We start from the raw sequence: 16,609 nt of genomic DNA on the forward strand, positions 1-16,609 counted from the left end.
CGCCGGTCGCTGCGCCCGCGCTGGGCAGCGAGTGGATCGAGATCAAGGGGCAGCGCTTTCCCTGCCGGCCCTCGATCGGCCTGCTCACGCAACCCATCTCGTTCGCGGGCTGCCCTGTGGTGGCTGCGCCGCTCTGGCCGTCGGGCACCGACGGCCTGCCCATCGGCGTGCAGCTCATCGCCGCGCCCTGGCGCGAGGACCTGGCGCTGCGAGCGGGCCACGCACTGGAGCAGGCCCGTGTGGCCGCCGTGCGGGCCACGGTGCCGTGACGGCCCAAGGATTTCCTCGTGCCGCGTTCAACCCCACCCCTTCCTCCAGGAGCGTTCCCATGAAGCCGTTCTCTCCCAACCGCCGCGATTCGATCAAGACCCTGGCCGCGCTGGGCGCCGCCAGCACCGGCGTGCTCGCCAGCCCGCTGGCCTTCGCGCAGAAGCCCATCACCGTGGGCGTCATCTACGTCGGCCCGCGCGACGACTATGGCTACAACCAGGCCCAGGCCGAGGCCGCGGCCCAGCTCAAGAAGATGGCCGGCGTGAAGGTCGTCGAGGAAGAGAACGTGCCCGAGACGGCGGCGGTGCAACGCAGCATGACGGGCATGATCGCGCAGGACGGCGCCAGCCTGGTCTTCCCCACCAGCTTCGGCTACTTCGACCCGCACATGCTCGCCGTGGCCGCCAAGTACCCCGACGCGCGCTTCGCCCACTGCGGCGGCATGTGGACGGAGGGCAAGCACCCGAAGAACACCGCCAGCTTCTTCGGCTACATCGACGAGTGCCAGTACCTCAACGGCGTGGTCGCCGCGCACATGAGCAAGAGCAACAAGCTCGGCTTCATCGCGGCCAAGCCCATCCCGCAGGTGCTGCGCAACATCAACGCCTTCACCATGGGCGCGCGCTCGGTCAAGCCGGGCATCACCACTCAGGTGATCTTCACGGGCGACTGGTCCATGCCGGTGAAGGAGGCCGAGGCCACCAACAGCCTGGCCGACCAGGGCGTGGACGTGTTCACCATGCACGTCGATGGCCCGAAGGTGATCGTGGAGACCGCGGCCAAGCGCGGCAAGATGGTCTGCGGCTACCACGCCAGCCAGGCCAGGCTGGCGCCCAACGCCTACCTGACCGGCGCGGAGTGGAACTGGCTCACCGCGTACACCACCTTCATCGAGGCCGCGCGCAGCGGCAAGCCGCACCCCAACTTCGTTCGCGGCGGGCTCAAGGAAGGCTTCGTGAAGACCTCGGCCTACGGGCCCATGGTCACGGACGCGGCGAAGAAGCAGGCCGACGGCATCAAGGCGCAGATGGGCGCGGGCAGCTTCGACATCTTCAAGGGACCGTTGAAGGACAACAAGGGCGGCACACCGATCGCGGCGGGCAAGGTGCTCAAGCAGACCGACCTCGAGTTGGAAAAGATGAACTACCTCGTGGAAGGCGTGGTGGGCAGCGTCTGACACCGACACGGCCATGCGCAACGCCATCGAGAGCATCGCCCTGCCCGCCGGCGCCATCGCGGCGGCGCTGGGCGTGTTCGGCGGCATCGTCGCGCTCGCCGGCGTGGACCCGGTGGAGGTGTGGGTGCTGCTGTTTCGCGGCGCCTTCGGCGACAGCTTTTCCTGGCAGAACACGCTGCAGCGCGCGGCGCCCCTGATGCTGACCGCGCTGTGCGTGGCGATCCCGGCGCGCGCGGGCCTCATCGTGATCGGCGGCGAGGGCGCGCTGGTGCTGGGCGGCCTGGCCTGCGCCGCGCTGGCGCACGCGCTGCCCCTGCCCACGAACCTGGCGGGCACGCTGCTGGCGTGCCTGGCCGGCGCGCTGGCCGGCGGCCTGTGGATGGCGCTGGCGGGCTGGCTGCGCCAGTACCGCGGCATCAACGAAACCATCAGCAGCCTGCTGCTGGCCTATGTGGCCATCGGCCTGTTCAAGCACCTGGTGGAGGGGCCGCTGCGCGACCCGGCGAGCCTGAACAAGCCGTCCACGCCCGCGCTGGACGAGGGCCTGCTCATCGGCACCATCGCCGGCTCGGACGTGCACTGGGGACTGGTGGTGGGCGTGCTGGCCTGCGCGGTGGCGGGCCTCTGGCTGCGCTTCACGCCCTCGGGCTTTTCGGTGCGCGTGGTGGGCGGCAACCCGCGCGCCGCGCAACTGGTGGGCCTGCCGGCCACGCGCCTGATCGCGCTGGCCTGCGCCCTGGGCGGCGCGGCGGCCGGCGTGGCGGGCGCCATCGAGGTGGCCGCCGTGCACACCAGCGCCAACGCGGCCCTCATCGCCGGCTACGGCTACGCGGGCATCCTGGTGTCCTTCATCGCACGCCACCAGCCGCTGGCCATCATCCCGGTGGCCATCCTGTTCGGCGGGTTCGGGGCGGCCGGCAGCCTGCTGCAGCGCCGCCTGGGCCTGCCCGACGCCTCGGTGCTGCTGCTGCAGGGCATCGCCTTCGTCTTCATCCTGGCCAGCGAGGCCCTGCGCGAACGCGACTGGAAAGGCTTCCTCGCGCTCTTCGGTCGCTTCGGGCCGTCCGAACCGATGCCACTGCCCCCGCTGGCGCCGCGGCCCGGCACGGGAGACCAAGCATGACAGCGGAGCAGTGGCTCATCCTGTTGTCGGGCATCGTCGGCGGCGCCTTGCGCGTGGGTGTGCCCTTCCTGTTCGTGAGCTTGGGCGAGTGCCTCACCGAAAAGGGCGGGCGCATCAACCTGGGCCTCGAAGGCGTACTGGTGCTGTCGGCCATGGCGGCCTTCGGCGCCTCGTACCTCAGCGGCTCGGCCTGGGTCGGTGTGCTGGCGGCGGCGGTGGTCGGTGCGCTGCTGGCCACGCTGCACGGCCTGCTGTGCTCGCTGCCGCGCGTCAACGACATCGCCACCGGCATCGCGCTGATGCTGCTGGGCATGGGGCTGGCCTTCTACCTCGGCAAGCCGCTGATCCAGCCGCAGGCGGCGCAGTTGCCCGCCATACCCCTGGGCTTCTGGAGCGACTCGCCCGCCGTGCGCTCGGCCCTGCAGATCAACCCGCTGCTGCCCGTCGGCATCGCGCTCGCGGGCGGGCTGTGGTGGGCCTTTGCCCACACGCGCGCCGGCCTGCTGGTGCGCCTGGCCGGCGACTCGGCCAACGCCGCGCGCGCGCTCGGCTACTCCGTGCCGGGCATCCGCATCGCGGCCACCGCCGCCGGCGGCGCGATCGCGGGCCTGGGGGGCGCCTCGCTCACGCTGTTCTACCCGGGCAGCTGGAACGAGGGCATCTCCAGCGGCCAGGGCCTCATCGCCGTGGCGCTGGTGATCTTCGCGCGCTGGCACCCGCTGCGCTGCGTGGGTGCCGCGCTGCTGTTCGGCGGCGCGGGCGCCATCGGGCCGGCCCTGCAATCGGTCGGCATCGGCTGGGGCTACCACCTCTTCAACACCGTGCCCTACCTGCTCACCCTGCTGATCCTCGTGATCACCTGCCGACCCGGCCAGGTGGTGCCCGGCAGTCCCACCGAACTCTCATCGAACCGCTGACATGGAACGCTTCGTCGACGCCCACCCCTACGCCTGGCCCTACAACGGCGACCTGCATCCCGGGAACACCGCGCTCGTCGTCATCGACATGCAGACCGACTTCTGCGGCGAAGGTGGCTACGTGGACAAGATGGGCTACGACATCTCGCTCACGCGCGCCCCGATCGAGCCGCTGAAAAGGCTGATGGCCGCGATGCGCGCGGCCGGCTACCCGGTGATGCACACGCGCGAAGGCCACCGGCCCGACCTGTCGGACCTGCCCGCGAACAAGCGCTGGCGCTCGCGCCAGATCGGCACCGATGGCGTGGGCATCGGCGACGACGGGCCCTGTGGCCGCATCCTGGTGCGCGGCGAGCCGGGCTGGGAGATCATTCCCGAACTCGCGCCGCTGCCGGGCGAGGTGGTGATCGACAAACCCGGCAAGGGCTCGTTCTGCGCGACGGACCTGGAACTGATCCTGCGCACGCGCGGCATCGAGAACCTGCTGCTCGCCGGCATCACCACCGACGTGTGCGTGCACACCACCATGCGCGAGGCCAACGACCGCGGCTTCGAGTGCCTGTTGCTGTCGGACTGCACCGCCGCCACCGACCGGGGCAACCACGAGGCCGCGCTCAAGATGATCACCATGCAAGGCGGCGTGTTCGGCGTGCACGCGCCCTCGCTGGCCGTGCTGGAAGCGATCGCATGATCGACGCGCCCGCCACCCCCATTGGCGCGCTGCCACGCGGCCTCGGTGCCATGTCGCTGGAGACCTGCGGCCTGGGCATGCGCTTCGGCGGATTCGACGCCCTGCGCGACGTGAACCTGAAGGTGGCGCCCGGCACGGTGCACGCGCTGCTGGGGGAGAACGGCGCGGGCAAGAGCACGCTGGTGAAGTGCGTCGCGGGCTTCCAGCGGCCCACCAGCGGCAGCGTGCTGGTGGACGGGCGCGAGCAGGCCATCGCCAACCCGGTGGTCGCGCGCGAACTGGGCATCGGCATGGTGTACCAGCACTTCACGCTGGCGCCGGGCATGACGGTAGCCGAGAACCTGTTGCTGGCGGGCGGCCGGGTGCCCGCGCGCATCGATTGGCGGCGCGAACGCGAGCGGCTCGCCGCGTTTCTCGACACCACGCCGTTCAGGCTCGACCTGGAGGCGAAGCCACAGGCCCTGGCCGCGGGCGAGAAGCAGAAGCTCGAACTGCTGAAGCAGCTCTTCCTCAAGCCGCGCCTGCTGATCCTGGACGAACCGACCTCGGTACTGACGCCGCAGGAAGCCGACGAGGTGCTGGGCCATGTGCGCGGCTTCGCCCTGAGCGGGCTGTGCACGGTGGTCATCATCACGCACAAGTTTCGTGAGGTGATGGCCTACGCCGACGACGTCACCGTGCTGCGGCGCGGCCAGGCGGTGCACCACGCGGCCGTGGCGCAAACCGACCCGACGAAGCTGGCGCAGGCCATGGTGGGCGGCGCCGAGGCGCCCAGCGAGGTCGTCGACGCCGACGCGGCGATGGTGTCTGCCGCGGTCGCTTCCCCGGGCAATGCCCCGCCCGCGCTGGAGGTGCAGGGCCTCAGCGCCATGGGTGATCGCGGCACGCTGGCCGTGCGCGACCTGAGCCTGTCGGTGGCGCCAGGCGAGATCCTCGGGGTGGCGGGCGTGTCCGGCAATGGCCAGCGCGAGCTGGTGGAGGCGCTGGTGGGCCAGCGCGCACGCGCCGCCGGCCGCGTGCGTGTGCAGGGCGAACCGTATGCCGCGCGGCGCGAGGAGAACCACCGCCTGAAGGTGCGCAGCCTGCCCGAAGAGCCCTTGCGCAGCGCTTGCGTGGGCGATCTGTCGGTGGCGCAGAACATGGCGTTGCGCGACTTCGACCGTCCGCCCTTGTGCGCGGGCGGTCGGCTGCGCTTCAGCGAATGGCGCCGCCGCGCGCGCGAGTGGATCGCCGACTACGGCATCAAGACCCAGGGCGAGAACGCGCCCATCCGCAGCCTCTCCGGCGGCAACGTGCAGCGCGCGGTGCTGGCGCGCGAACTGCATGGGCAGATCAGCGTGCTGATCGCGGCCAACCCCGTGTTCGGCCTCGACTTCGCGGCGGTGCGCGAGATCCATGGCCGCCTGCGGGAGGTGAAGCGCCAGGGCGGCGCCGTGCTGCTGATCAGCGAAGACCTGGACGAGCTGCTGGAACTGGCCGACCGCATCGTGGTGATGAGCGGGGGCGGCATCGCCTTTGAAACCCCGGCCGCTCAAGCGGACCGGCAAACGCTGGGCGCCCACATGGGCGGCGGACATTGATGAACATTCCTGCCCAACCCTTCGCCTTCGAATTCGATCCCGCGCACGCGGCGCTGGTCATCATCGACATGCAGCGCGACTTTGTGGAGCCCGGCGGCTTCGGCGAGACCCTGGGCAACGACGTCTCGCTGCTGCAGGCCATCGTGCCCGCCTGCCAGGCCGTGCTGCACGCCTGGCGCCGCGCGGGCGGCCTGGTGGTGCACACCCGCGAGGCGCACCGCCCCGACCTGTCGGACTGCCCGCCGGCCAAGCGCCTGCGCGGCAGCCCCACGCTGCGCATCGGCGACGAGGGTCCCATGGGCCGCATCCTGATCGCGGGCGAGCCGGGCAACCAGATCATCGAGGCGCTCGCGCCGCGGCCCGGCGAGATCGTGCTCGACAAACCCGGCAAGGGCGCCTTCTACGCCACGCCCTTGCACAACCTGCTGCAACAGGCCGGCGTCACGCAGCTCGTGTTCATGGGCGTCACGACCGAGGTTTGCGTGCAGACCAGCATGCGCGAGGCCAACGACCGGGGCTTCGACGCCCTGCTGCTGGAGGACTGCACCGAGAGCTACTTCCCGCACTTCAAGCGCGCCACGCTGGAGATGGTCCGCGCGCAGGGCGCGATCGTCGGCTGGACCGCCTCCAGCGCCGCGCTGTTGGCCGCGCTGCCCGCGCTGCCCGTGCGATCAGGGCGCTGACCCTCACACTGCTAGAGTGCCTTCGTGCCCACCACCAGCAAACGTCGTTCCACTCCCCACGCCACGCGCGCCGCGACGCCGCCCTCGCGCGCGGACGAGGTCTACGAACAGCTCAAGCGCGACATCGCCGACTTCCACCTGCTGCCCGGCGACCGCTTCACCGAGAACGAACTCTGCGAGCGATTGCACGTGTCGCGCACGCCGGTGCGCCAGGCCTTGATCCGGCTGCAGCAGGAGGGCTTCGTGGAGGTGCTGTTCCGCGCCGGTTGGCGCGTGCTGCCTTTCGACTTCAACCGCTTCGACCAGCTCTACGACCTGCGCATGCTGCTGGAGACCGCGGCCGTGCAGCGCCTGTGCGCGCACGAGGGCCCGCCCGGCCCGCTGTTGCAGGGCCTGAAGGACCTGTGGCTGGTGCCGGCCACCGAGCGCGAGAGCGACGCGGCCGCGGTGGCGGCGATGGACGAGGCCTTTCACCAGACGCTGGTGCGCGCGGCAGGCAACGACGAACTCGCGCGCGTGCACCAGGACGTGACCGAGCGCATCCGCATCATCCGGCGGCTGGACTTTCTGAAGCAGATGCGCATCGACGCGACCTACGACGAGCACGCCAAGATTCTGCGCGCCGTGCTGGCGCGCAACGCCGACCGGGCGAGCCTGCTGCTGCGCACGCACATCCAGACCAGCCAGGTGGAGGTGCGCAAGATCACCCTGCACCAGGTGTTTCTGGCGCGGCAGACGGGGGTGGGCTGACTTCTGCCTTGTTGCGGCTGGGCTCGCGTAGCGCTTCACTTCGCTCGTTGCACCTCGCGAAGCTCGCGGACGCTGGGTGCACTGCTCCGCGAGCCGAAGAAGCAGTGGCGCGCCCACAGACCGAGTGCCAACGAGGTCGTCGGCGCTCGGGTGTCCGGCGCAGCGACATAAAGGCGGAGGAGCGGAGCGCGCCAGCGCTTCGCTCCGGGGGACAGTCGCGGAGCCGGACACCCGAGCGCCGACGACCGGATCAGCCGGAGAAAGCCGGAGCAGCCGGAGCAACAGGAAAAAAGAATCCCCCAAGCACGCCCAACCCACATCAATGTTAAGAATTATTTGCATTTAGAATTCGGCGTTTCCCCTTCTGTCCTGGAGAAATCGCCATGCGCCTGAAGCCCCTCGCCGCCGCCACCGTGCTCGCCCTGAGCCTGGCCGCCCCCCTGCACGCCCAGACCGCCGCCACGCCCGCCAGCGTCGCCGCCCACTACGCCACCCTGGTGCACGCCAACTACGAGGACACGCTCAACGCCGCCAAGGCCCTGCAGGCCGCCGTCAAGGCCTTCACCGCCGCGCCCTCGCAGCAGACCCAGGACGCCGCCCGCAAGGCCTGGCTCGACGCCCGCGAGTTCTATGGCCAGACCGAAGCCTTCCGCTTCTACGGCGGCCCCATCGACAACGACAACGGCCCCGAAGGCCAGCTCAACGCCTGGCCCATGGACGAGTCCTACGTCGACTACATCGACGGCAAGAAGACCGCCGGCATCGTCAACAACAAGAAGCAGGCCCTCACCAAGAAGGCCCTGGCCGCCATGAACGAAAAGGGCGGTGAGGAAAACATCGCCACCGGCTGGCACGCCATCGAATTCATGCTCTGGGGCCAGGACCTGTCCGAGACCGGCCCGGGCAACCGCAGCTTCGAGGACTTCGTGGACGGCAAGGCGCCCAACGCCGACCGCCGCCGCCAGTACCTCAACGTCGTCACCGAACTGCTGGTCGACGACCTGAGCGGCCTGGTGAAGGCCTGGGCGCCCGGCGCCAAGAACAACTACCGCGCCAAGTTCGAAAAGGGCGGCAACGAGTCCCTGCGCAAGATGTTCGTGGCCATGGGCTCGCTCTCGCGCGGCGAACTGGCCGGCGAGCGCCTGGAAGTGGCCCTGGCCAGCCAGGACCAGGAAGACGAACACAGCTGCTTCTCCGACAACACCCACCGCGACGCCGCGACCAACGCCAAGGGCATCGAGAACGTCTGGCTGGGCCGCTACGTGCGCGCCGACGGCAGCACGCTGCAAGGCCCCAGCCTGCGCGACCTGGTGAACGCCAAGGACGCCGCGCTGGCCGAGAAGACCTCGAAGCAGATCCGCAGCTCCGTGGAAGCGGCCGAGGCCATTCCCGCGCCCTTCGACCGCGCCATCATCGCCGGCTCGGCGGGCCGCCCCAGGATCGAGGCCACCATCAAGAGCCTGACGGAGCAGTCCAACGACATCGTGGCGGCCGCCGCGGCCGTGGGCATCAAGAAACTCACGCTGGTGCAGCCGTGAGGCGCGCGGCCTTCACGGCCGCTGCGCTGACCGCCATCGCGGCGGCCACCATGGCCGCTGCGCTTCACATGGGGCAGGCCGGTGCGCAGACCGCCGCCCCCGCCGATGTGGCCCCCGATCCGCTGGGCGAGAAGACCGGCGGCGAGACCACGGTCTGGGCGACGGGCAAGAACGCGTTTTCCTTCCCCGCCGCCAACCTGACGGACCCGGAACGCACGCGCTTCGTCATCGGCAACTCCTTCTTCAAGCGCAACTGGGTCGAGTCGCCCGCCAGCACCACGGCGCGCGACGGCCTGGGTCCGCACTTCGTGGCGCGCTCCTGCGGCGCCTGCCACCTGTTCGACGGCCGCGGTGAGCCGCCGCCGTGGAAGCGCGGCATTTCCGACGAGGAGCCGCTGGCGCTGCTGATGCGCCTGTCGGTGCCCGGCACGGACGCCAAGGGCGGCCCCCGCCACGACCCCGTGTACGGCGACCAGCTCAACACCTCGGCGGTGCAGAACGTCAAGCCGGAAGCGCGCGTTCGCCTGCGCTGGGCGGCGGTGAAGGGCCGTTTCGCCGACGGCACGCCCTACACGCTGCAGAAGCCCGAATACATCATCGACCGCCTGGCCTACGGCCCGCTCGCCCAGGGTGCCATGCTGAGCCCGCGCATCGCGCCGCAGGTCATCGGCGTGGGCCTGCTGGAGGCTATCGCCGAGCGCGACATCCTGGCCAATGCCGAGGCGCAGGCCGCCCTGCCCGGGCCCATCAAGGGCCAGGCCAACCGCGTGTGGGACGCCTTCGCGCAGCGCGAGATGGTCGGCCGCTTCGGCTGGAAGGCCAACGTGGCCACGATCGCGCACCAGACGGCGGGGGCCTTCCACGGTGACATCGGCATCACCTCGGCCCAGCACCCGCAGCAGACCTGCACGCCGACGCAGAAGGACTGCCTGGCGGCGCCGCATGGCGGCACGCCGGACGAACCCGAGATCGACGACAAGACGCTGGGCGAGGTGGTCTTCTACCAGGCCACGCTGGCGCCTCCCGCGCGCCGCAACGCCCAGGACCCGACCGTGCAGCGCGGCCAGGCCCTGTTCGCGCAGGCGCAGTGCGCGGTGTGTCACCGGCCCAGCTACACCACGGCCGAAGGACCCTTCCCGCACCTCACCAGCAAGGCCCTGCAAGGCCAGACCATCCACCCCTACACCGACCTGCTGCTGCACGACATGGGCGAGGCGCTGGCCGATGGCCGGCCCGACTTCCTGGCCAATGGCCGGCAGTGGAAAACGCCGGCGCTGTGGGGCATCGGCCTGATCAAGGACGTGAACGGCCACACGCGCCTGCTGCACGACGGCCGCGCCGATGGCGTGCTCGAGGCCATCCTGTGGCACGGCGGCGAGGCCGAAGAGAGCAAGCAGCGCGTGCTGAAGTTCAGCGAGGCCGATCGCCAGGCGCTGGTGAAGTTCGTGGAGAGTCTCTGATGCACCGGCGTGCCGCCACACTCGTCCTGCTGCTCGGCGCGCCTGGCGCGTTGTGGGCGCAGGCCGCCGCCCCGTACTACTACCCGCCCGACGCGGTGTCCGCCCTGTACCGCGAGCACACGGCACCGCTGGCGCGCGCCTTCGCCACGCAAGCGCCCGCGCTGGTGCAGGCGCTGCAGGCGCACTGCGAAGGCCCGACCGCGCTGGCCCCGGCGCGCGCCGCGTGGACGCAGACCACGCTGGCCTGGGAGCGCCTGGCGGCCGTGGCCGTGGGCCCGCTGATCGAGCGCCGCTCGCTGCGCGCCATCGACTTCCAGCCGCTGCGGCCCGAGCTGCTCAGGCGCATGCTCGCGCGCGAGCCCAAGACGCTGGAGGACATGGTGCGCGTGGGCACGCCGGCCAAGGGCCTGCCCGCCATCGAGCACCTGCTGTGGACGGCGCCCGCCGCGCCGCGCAGCGGGGCCTGCACCTACGCCGTGCTGGCCGCCCAGGAGGTGCAGCGCGAGGCAGATGCCCTGCGCGCCGCCTTCGACGCCCTGGCCGCCACGCCGCCCGACGAGGAAGCCGCCGTCACGGCCTTCGTGGAGTTCATCAACCAATGGCTCGGCGGACTGGAGCGCCTGCGCTGGATGGGCATGGAAAAGCCCCTGCGCGAAGCGGAAACGCGCGGCGCCGCGCCGGAGTTCGCGCGCCAGCCCAGCGGCCAGACCGGCGCGGCCTGGGCCGCCGGCTGGGCCGAGCTGCGCGCCTTGGCGCGCCAGCCCGACAGCGGCGCGCCCGCCCTCGGCGCGGGCCCGGTGAGCATCGAGAGCTACCTGCGCGGGCGCGGCCACATCGCACTGGCCGATCGCTGGCGCGCCACGGTGGATGAGGCGGACCGCGCGATGCAGTCTCTGCAACCCGGCAAACCCGCCAGCGTCGACGCCACGGCGCGCACCCTCAAGAAACTGACCACGATGATGCAAGCCGAAGTCGCCGGCAGTCTTGAAGTGAACCTGGGGTTCTCCAGTGCCGATGGAGATTGACGCCCGCGCCGGCCTCACACGCCGGGCCCTGCTCGCCCTGCTGGGCGCCATGGCCTGGCCACCGGTGCAAGCCGGCGAGTCCGACGAGCTCCTGGCCAGCTGGGCCGAAGCAGGCCGCTACCACGCTGGCCGCCTGCGCCTGGGCGCTGACGGCGCGCGCGTGGACGCGCGCATCGAACTGCCCACCCGCGCGCACGGACTCGCGCTCGACACCGATGGCAGCGTGCTCGTGGCCGCGCGCCGCCCGGGCGACTGGCTGCTGCGCTGGCGCCCCGGGGGCGGCGAGCCGCAGTGGCACTGGGTGGACGACGACCGCCGGCTCAATGGCCACGTGCTCCCCTCGAGCGACGGGCGTTCGGTGTGGACCACCGAGACGGACCAGGCCGACGCCAGCGGTTTGATCGGCCGGCGCGACGCGCGCACGCTGGAGAAGACCGGCGAGTGGGCCACGCACGGCATGGACCCGCACGAGATGCTGGTGCTGCCTGAGGCCCTGGGACCTTTCCCCGCCGGCACCCTGCTGGTGGCCAACGGCGGCATCCCCACGCAAAGCGAAACCGGGCGCAGCCACCGCGACCTCTCCCGCATGGATCCCTCGCTGGTCGCGCTCGACCCCGCCAGCGGCGCCCTGCTGGGCCAGTGGCGCCTGCACGACCCGCGCCTGAGCGTGCGCCACCTCGCCTGGGACCCGGTGAGCCGGCGCGTGGGCATCGCCCTGCAAGCCGAACACGAGGACGAAGCCGCGCGCCGCGACGCGCCGCTGCTGGCCACCTGGGACGGCAGCGCCTTGAAGGCATCGCCCCCCATGGCCGGCGCGCTCGGCTACGGCGGTGACATCTGTGCGCGCGGGGGCGGTGGCTTCTGGCTGAGCGCCACGCGCGCGAACGCGCTGCTGGCGCTGGCGCCGGACGGCGCGATCGCGGACCGGGTCGTCCTGCCGTCGGCGGGTGCGCTCGCCGCGCAAGCCGGGCACGCCTGGGCCGGCGGCGCGGCGGCGATGTGGGACGACGGCCGGCGGCGCGACTGGCCCGCCGCGCTGCAACTCGACAACCACTGGGTGAGCGCGCCGCGCGCCTGAGCGGCGCGCCGTCCGGGCCGCCTCACCAGGGCAGCGGCGCACGCTCCAGCGCGGTCTCCATCGTCGGCAGGGCCAGCAGGCCCGCCTCCAGTTGCGCATGCAGGCCCGACTGCAGGGTGGCCACCAGCGCGGGCGCCACCGCCGTCGGCACCTGCTCCAGCAGGGCCTGCGCGGTGGCGAGGTCGTTCAACTCCCCCAGCAGGGTCTGCGCATCGGCCAGCGTGGCGGTGCTGCGCGCGGCGCGCTTGGGGTCGAGCAGGCCGATCAGGAATTCCTGCGTGTAGCGCAGCTTCTTGAGCGCCAGCCGCAGCTCGTGGCGGCCGTCCGGGCCAAGGCGGCGTGCGTCGCGCGCCTGTTCGCGCAGCCGCCGGTGGCCGGTGCGCAGCGTGGCCACGGCCCAGCGCGGCAGCTTCACGCCTTTGCCCGACACGGGCAGCGCGAAGGCCGAGCGCGTGAAGGCCAGCAGGGCCAGCGCGTGCGCCGGCTCCGCCAGGGCGCGCGCCACCGCGAGGTTGGCCGCGCGGCGCTGCGCATCGACCCAGGCGCGCAGAGCCTTGGCCTCGGCGCGGGTGTCGCTCTCGGGCAGGCGCTCGGGCAGCCATTCGGTGGCGAACACGTCCCAGTTGCGGGCGGTGCCCAGCACGTCGGCCAGCGCATTCCAGTGCGCGGACCAGTGCGACACCCAACGCGGCGGCAGGTACCCGCGGAACAGGCGCAGACCGGTGCGCAGGCGCCGCAGGGCCACGCGCATCTGGTGGACGAACTCGGGGTCGGGCAGGGGCGCGGCGGCGGGCGGCAGACCGGCGATCGCGCGCGACTCGGCCTCGTTGGCCTGCAGGTGCGCCACGCAGGCCAGGCCGGCGGCCTGGAAGGCCTGGCGCACATCCATGTCGGGCGAAAGCGCCAGCGGCATGGCGCGCCGGGCCTGCGCCGCCTGGCCCGAGAACAGGGTGTAGCCGCGCTCGGCCTTGCTGCGCGGCTCGGGGTGCAGGCGCAGCGCGCGCGCCGTCTGGCCCTCGGGGCCCAGCACCAGCGTGTGCGCCAGGTCGAACAGCGCATCGACCGGGCCGTCCAGCAGCTCCAGCTCCACCTCGAGCAGGCGCTCGCGGCGCGCGCGCCGGCCGCTGCCCGCGCTGATCTCGCCCTCATCGAACGCCAGCTCGATGCGCGCGCCGGCGTGATCCACCACCGCGGCGCGGCGCACGAAGTCCGTGCGGAACACCGCGCGCAGCCTGGGCGCCCAGGCCTGCAGGGCCTCGGCCACCGCCGGGTCGTCCACGATGCGCGCGAAGTCCGGCTTGCCGCGTGGCTTGGGCACCTCCCATTCGCCACGCTGCGACAGGCCACCCACGGTGCTGCCGGTGGTCTTCACCGTGAGCCAGTGGCGCTCGCCCACGCGGCGCTCGCGCAGGGCCATGCGCGCTTCGCGCAGCGCCAGCTCCGGCGTGTCGAAGTAGGTGTTGTGCAGGCGTTGGCCAACGCGCGGCAGCGCCTGCAGCAGCGGGTGCGCCAGCAGACGCCCGGCGTCCGCCGGGTGCAGCGCGAGCTTGATTTCGGTTTCCTGGGGCATGGGGCGATGAGATCACAGCTTCTTCAGCCCGCACCTTACAACCGGTAACGACGGTGGCGCTACCTCGGCCAACAATGCACGTCCGCGCACCCCACGGTGCGACGTCGTTGGAGACGAGCGTGAACAAGACGATGTATCGGATGCGCGCCGCGCTGGGCGTGGCACTGGTGGCCGTGCTGGCGGCCTGCGGCGGCGGCGGTGGAGGGGCCGGCGACACCGGCAGCGGCACGCTGCGCGTGGCGCTCACCGACAACCCCGCCTGCGGCTACGACGAGGTGGTGGTCACCGTGAGCGAGGTGCGCGTGCACACCGCAGACGCACCCGACAACGACCCGGCCTGGCGGTCCATCCCCGTGAGCCCGCCGCGCACCATCAACTTGCTGGACTACACCAATGGCGCCCTGCTCGACCTGGGCCAGACCCTGGTGCCCGCCGGCACCTACACCCGGCTGCGCCTGGTGCTGGCCGCCAACACCGGCGCACAGGCCGACCGCAACTGGATCGTGCTCAGCGGCAACCCGGGCGTGAGAGTGCCGCTCAAGACGCCCAGCGGCCAACAGTCGGGTCTGAAGGTGCAGACCAGTCTGTCCGTGCAGCCCAACGGCCTGACCGACGTGGTGATCGACTTCGATGCCTGCCAATCGGTGGTGATGGCGGGCCATTCGGGCCAGTACCTGCTCAAGCCCGTGCTGCGCACCCTGCCGCGCGTGGAAACCGGCGTGGTCGGCGAGGTCTCGATCGCTGCGGCCACGGCCGGTGCCAGCGTGTCGCTGCAGCAGAACGGCGAGGTGCGCCGCGCCACCGTGGCCGACGCCAACGGCCTCTTCAAACTGCAGCCGGTGGAGCCGGGCCAGTACACGCTGGTGGTGGTCACGCCGGGGTACGCCACCGCCGCGGTGCGCCAGGTGCAGGTGTTCGACGGACAGCTCGTGCGCGCGGCACCCGCCGGCCAGCGCATCGACCCGCCGGCCTCGGGCACGGCCATCTTCGCCGGGCAGGTGTCGATCACGCCGGTGCCCGCCGAGATCGAGGCGTCCGTGGCCGTGCGCCAGACGCTCACCGCCGGAGACACGATCACCCTGGTGAACCGCCCGGTCAACGCCATCACCGGCGAATACGCCTTCACCGGTCTGGCGGTGGACGCACCGCGCGTGGCCCAGCACGCCGCCGGCGGCGCGCTGAGCTTCTCGGACGACAACGGCGCCGCGGGCAACTTCACCGTGCGCGCCACCACGGGCGGCGTCAGCAAGACCGCCGATCACCTGGCGGTGAGCGACAGCGACACCGTCGACCAGGATTTCGTTTTCCCCTGAACCGCAGAGCCCCACGCCATGCCCCTTCTTCATCGCTCCCTCTCCCCGTTCCTGCTCAGCGCCGCGCTGGCGCTGGCCGTCGCACCCGCGCTGGCCGAGAAGCCCCCGCACGCCGGCGGTGGCAAGCACGGCCAGGCGGAAGAAAAGGCCAAGGGCGGCGGCAAACCGCACAAGGGCGGCGGCGGCGGTGACCGCGACAGCGGCGCGCGCCACGCCCCCTCGGGCGGCGACCGCACCGACATTTCGGTGAACGTGCAGATCGGTGGCTACTTCACCGACGCGCAGCGCCGCACCGTCGTCGACTACTACGAGCCGCGCTTTCGCGCCGGCAACTGCCCCCCCGGCCTGGCCAAGAAGAACAACGGCTGCCTGCCGCCGGGGCAGGCGAAGCAGTGGCGCCGCGGCGCGCCGCTGCCGGGCGACGTCATCTACTACCCGGTGCCCGACGCCATCTCCATCCGCCTGGGCGTGCCGCCCGCGGGCCACAAGTACGTGCGCGTGGCCACCGACATCCTGCTCATCGCCGTGGGCACGGGCATGGTGATCGACGCCATCGAAGACCTGAGCCGGCTGTGAAGCGCCCGCTGGCCGCCGCGGCGCTGGCCCTCATCGCCACCAGCGGCCTCGCACAGGAACGCGGCGAGGCACCGGCCGCCGCGCAACCCCAGGCACCGCGCGACGAGGTGGCGCTGCAGGCCAGCCGCGACTACCTCGTCGGCGCGGCCATCGGCTCCTCAGCCAACCCGCTGGGCACGGCAGAACAGAAAATCTCGTTCGGTGGCATCTGGGCCTTCCAGCTCGGGCGCTTCCGCTTCGCGAGTTCCGGCGCCAGCGCCCTGCTCAACCAGGGCCGCGAAACGGTCGACAGCGGCGTGAGCACGCAGCTCGCGCGCAGCGACAAGGTCTCGCTCAACACCTCGCTCGCCATCGACGACGGCCGCGACTGGCGCGACGAGAAAGACCCGCGCTTCCACGGCCTGGGCAAGGTGCGCGCCACCGTGCGCGGCCGCCTCACGCTGGGCCTCTCGCTCAGCGAGCGCTGGAGCCTGACCAGCCGGGCCTCTCAAGACCTGCTGGGCCGAGATGGCGGCCTGCGCCTGGACACGGGGCTGAACTACCGCTACCGGATCTCGCGCGACACGCACTGGGACCTGTCGTTCGGCGCGGGCTGGGCCAACGGCAGATTCCGCCAGACGCACTACGGCATCAGCCCCGAAGGCGCCGCGGCCACCGGCCTGCCGGCGTATGCCATCGGCTCGGGCTGGGACAGCCTCTCCATGGGCTGGCGCATCACCTCGGCGCTGAACCGGCACTGGGTGGGCTACGCGGGCCTGGGCGTGGCGCAGTTGCAGGGCGCCGCGCGGCGCAGCCCGCTGGCCACGAGGCCCACCACCTACAGCGCGGGGGTGGGGCTGGCGTATCGCAATCGCTGAG

At 71.9% G+C, this 16,609-nt stretch carries 15 protein-coding genes and 1 pseudogene; 15 read left to right on the forward strand and 1 reads right to left on the reverse strand.

Annotation, left to right across the window (positions count from 1 at the left end; translation table 11 throughout):
• The 12 genes and pseudogenes from GTO19_RS00185 to GTO19_RS00240 all read left to right on the forward strand — a co-directional run.
• Positions 1–269: pseudogene (locus GTO19_RS00185) on the forward strand (amidase family protein); the annotation flags it as partial.
• Positions 270–328: 59 nt separating this feature from the next.
• Positions 329–1,447 carry a BMP family ABC transporter substrate-binding protein gene (locus GTO19_RS00190; protein WP_291016377.1) on the forward strand — a complete coding sequence of 373 codons (1,119 nt, stop codon included), beginning with the start codon at positions 329–331 and terminating at the stop codon, positions 1,445–1,447.
• A 13-nt stretch (positions 1,448–1,460) separates the two neighbouring features.
• Entirely contained in the window at positions 1,461–2,570 is a 1,110-nt protein-coding gene (locus GTO19_RS00195; protein ID WP_291016380.1) for an ABC transporter permease, read from the forward strand.
• Entirely contained in the window at positions 2,567–3,487 is a 921-nt protein-coding gene (locus GTO19_RS00200) for an ABC transporter permease (RefSeq protein ID WP_291016383.1), read from the forward strand. Before GTO19_RS00195 ends, GTO19_RS00200 begins: the two co-directional genes overlap by 4 nt.
• Before the next feature lies 1 nt (position 3,488).
• Positions 3,489–4,178: an isochorismatase family cysteine hydrolase gene (locus GTO19_RS00205; RefSeq protein WP_291016385.1), complete on the forward strand. Its 690-nt coding sequence runs from the start codon at positions 3,489–3,491 to the stop codon at positions 4,176–4,178.
• Entirely contained in the window at positions 4,175–5,758 is a 1,584-nt protein-coding gene (locus tag GTO19_RS00210) for an ABC transporter ATP-binding protein (RefSeq protein ID WP_291016387.1), read from the forward strand. Before GTO19_RS00205 ends, GTO19_RS00210 begins: the two co-directional genes overlap by 4 nt.
• Complete coding sequence (locus GTO19_RS00215) at positions 5,758–6,441, forward strand: isochorismatase family cysteine hydrolase (protein WP_291016390.1); 684 nt, start codon at positions 5,758–5,760, stop codon at positions 6,439–6,441. The genes GTO19_RS00210 and GTO19_RS00215 overlap by 1 nt, the downstream gene beginning before the upstream one ends.
• A gap of 24 nt (positions 6,442–6,465) precedes the next feature.
• Positions 6,466–7,191, forward strand: coding sequence for a GntR family transcriptional regulator (locus GTO19_RS00220; RefSeq protein WP_291016393.1), 726 nt, complete (start codon positions 6,466–6,468; stop codon positions 7,189–7,191).
• A 383-nt stretch (positions 7,192–7,574) separates the two neighbouring features.
• Entirely contained in the window at positions 7,575–8,729 is a 1,155-nt protein-coding gene (locus GTO19_RS00225) for an imelysin family protein (RefSeq protein ID WP_291016396.1), read from the forward strand.
• A gap of 68 nt (positions 8,730–8,797) precedes the next feature.
• On the forward strand, positions 8,798–10,189 hold the full coding sequence (locus GTO19_RS00230) for a di-heme oxidoredictase family protein (protein ID WP_291016449.1): 1,392 nt from the start codon (positions 8,798–8,800) through the stop codon (positions 10,187–10,189).
• Complete coding sequence (locus tag GTO19_RS00235) at positions 10,189–11,214, forward strand: imelysin family protein (protein WP_291016398.1); 1,026 nt, start codon at positions 10,189–10,191, stop codon at positions 11,212–11,214. The genes GTO19_RS00230 and GTO19_RS00235 overlap by 1 nt, the downstream gene beginning before the upstream one ends.
• The gene (locus GTO19_RS00240) at positions 11,204–12,292 is read left to right on the forward strand and encodes a DUF1513 domain-containing protein (protein ID WP_291016401.1); all 1,089 of its coding nucleotides are present in this window, start codon (positions 11,204–11,206) and stop codon (positions 12,290–12,292) included. Before GTO19_RS00235 ends, GTO19_RS00240 begins: the two co-directional genes overlap by 11 nt.
• Positions 12,293–12,314: 22 nt before the next feature.
• On the opposite strand, the gene GTO19_RS00245 is transcribed toward GTO19_RS00240, so the two are convergent.
• Complete coding sequence (locus tag GTO19_RS00245; protein WP_291016403.1) at positions 12,315–13,862, reverse strand: CYTH and CHAD domain-containing protein; 1,548 nt, start codon at positions 13,860–13,862, stop codon at positions 12,315–12,317.
• A 119-nt stretch (positions 13,863–13,981) separates the two neighbouring features.
• Between GTO19_RS00245 and GTO19_RS00250 the strand changes: the two genes are divergently transcribed.
• From GTO19_RS00250 to GTO19_RS00260, 3 genes are read left to right on the forward strand one after another with little or no spacing between them, the layout of a single operon-like run.
• Positions 13,982–15,175 carry a DUF4382 domain-containing protein gene (locus GTO19_RS00250; RefSeq protein WP_291016406.1) on the forward strand — a complete coding sequence of 398 codons (1,194 nt, stop codon included), beginning with the start codon at positions 13,982–13,984 and terminating at the stop codon, positions 15,173–15,175.
• An 18-nt stretch (positions 15,176–15,193) separates the two neighbouring features.
• Positions 15,194–15,751: a hypothetical protein gene (locus tag GTO19_RS00255; protein WP_291016408.1), complete on the forward strand. Its 558-nt coding sequence runs from the start codon at positions 15,194–15,196 to the stop codon at positions 15,749–15,751.
• Positions 15,748–16,608, forward strand: coding sequence for a MipA/OmpV family protein (locus tag GTO19_RS00260; protein WP_291016411.1), 861 nt, complete (start codon positions 15,748–15,750; stop codon positions 16,606–16,608). Before GTO19_RS00255 ends, GTO19_RS00260 begins: the two co-directional genes overlap by 4 nt.
• The last annotated feature ends 1 nt before the right edge of the window (position 16,609 follow it).

Source organism: Hydrogenophaga sp., assembly GCF_011772445.1.
In the GTDB taxonomy this organism is placed as follows: domain Bacteria; phylum Pseudomonadota; class Gammaproteobacteria; order Burkholderiales; family Burkholderiaceae_C; genus Hydrogenophaga.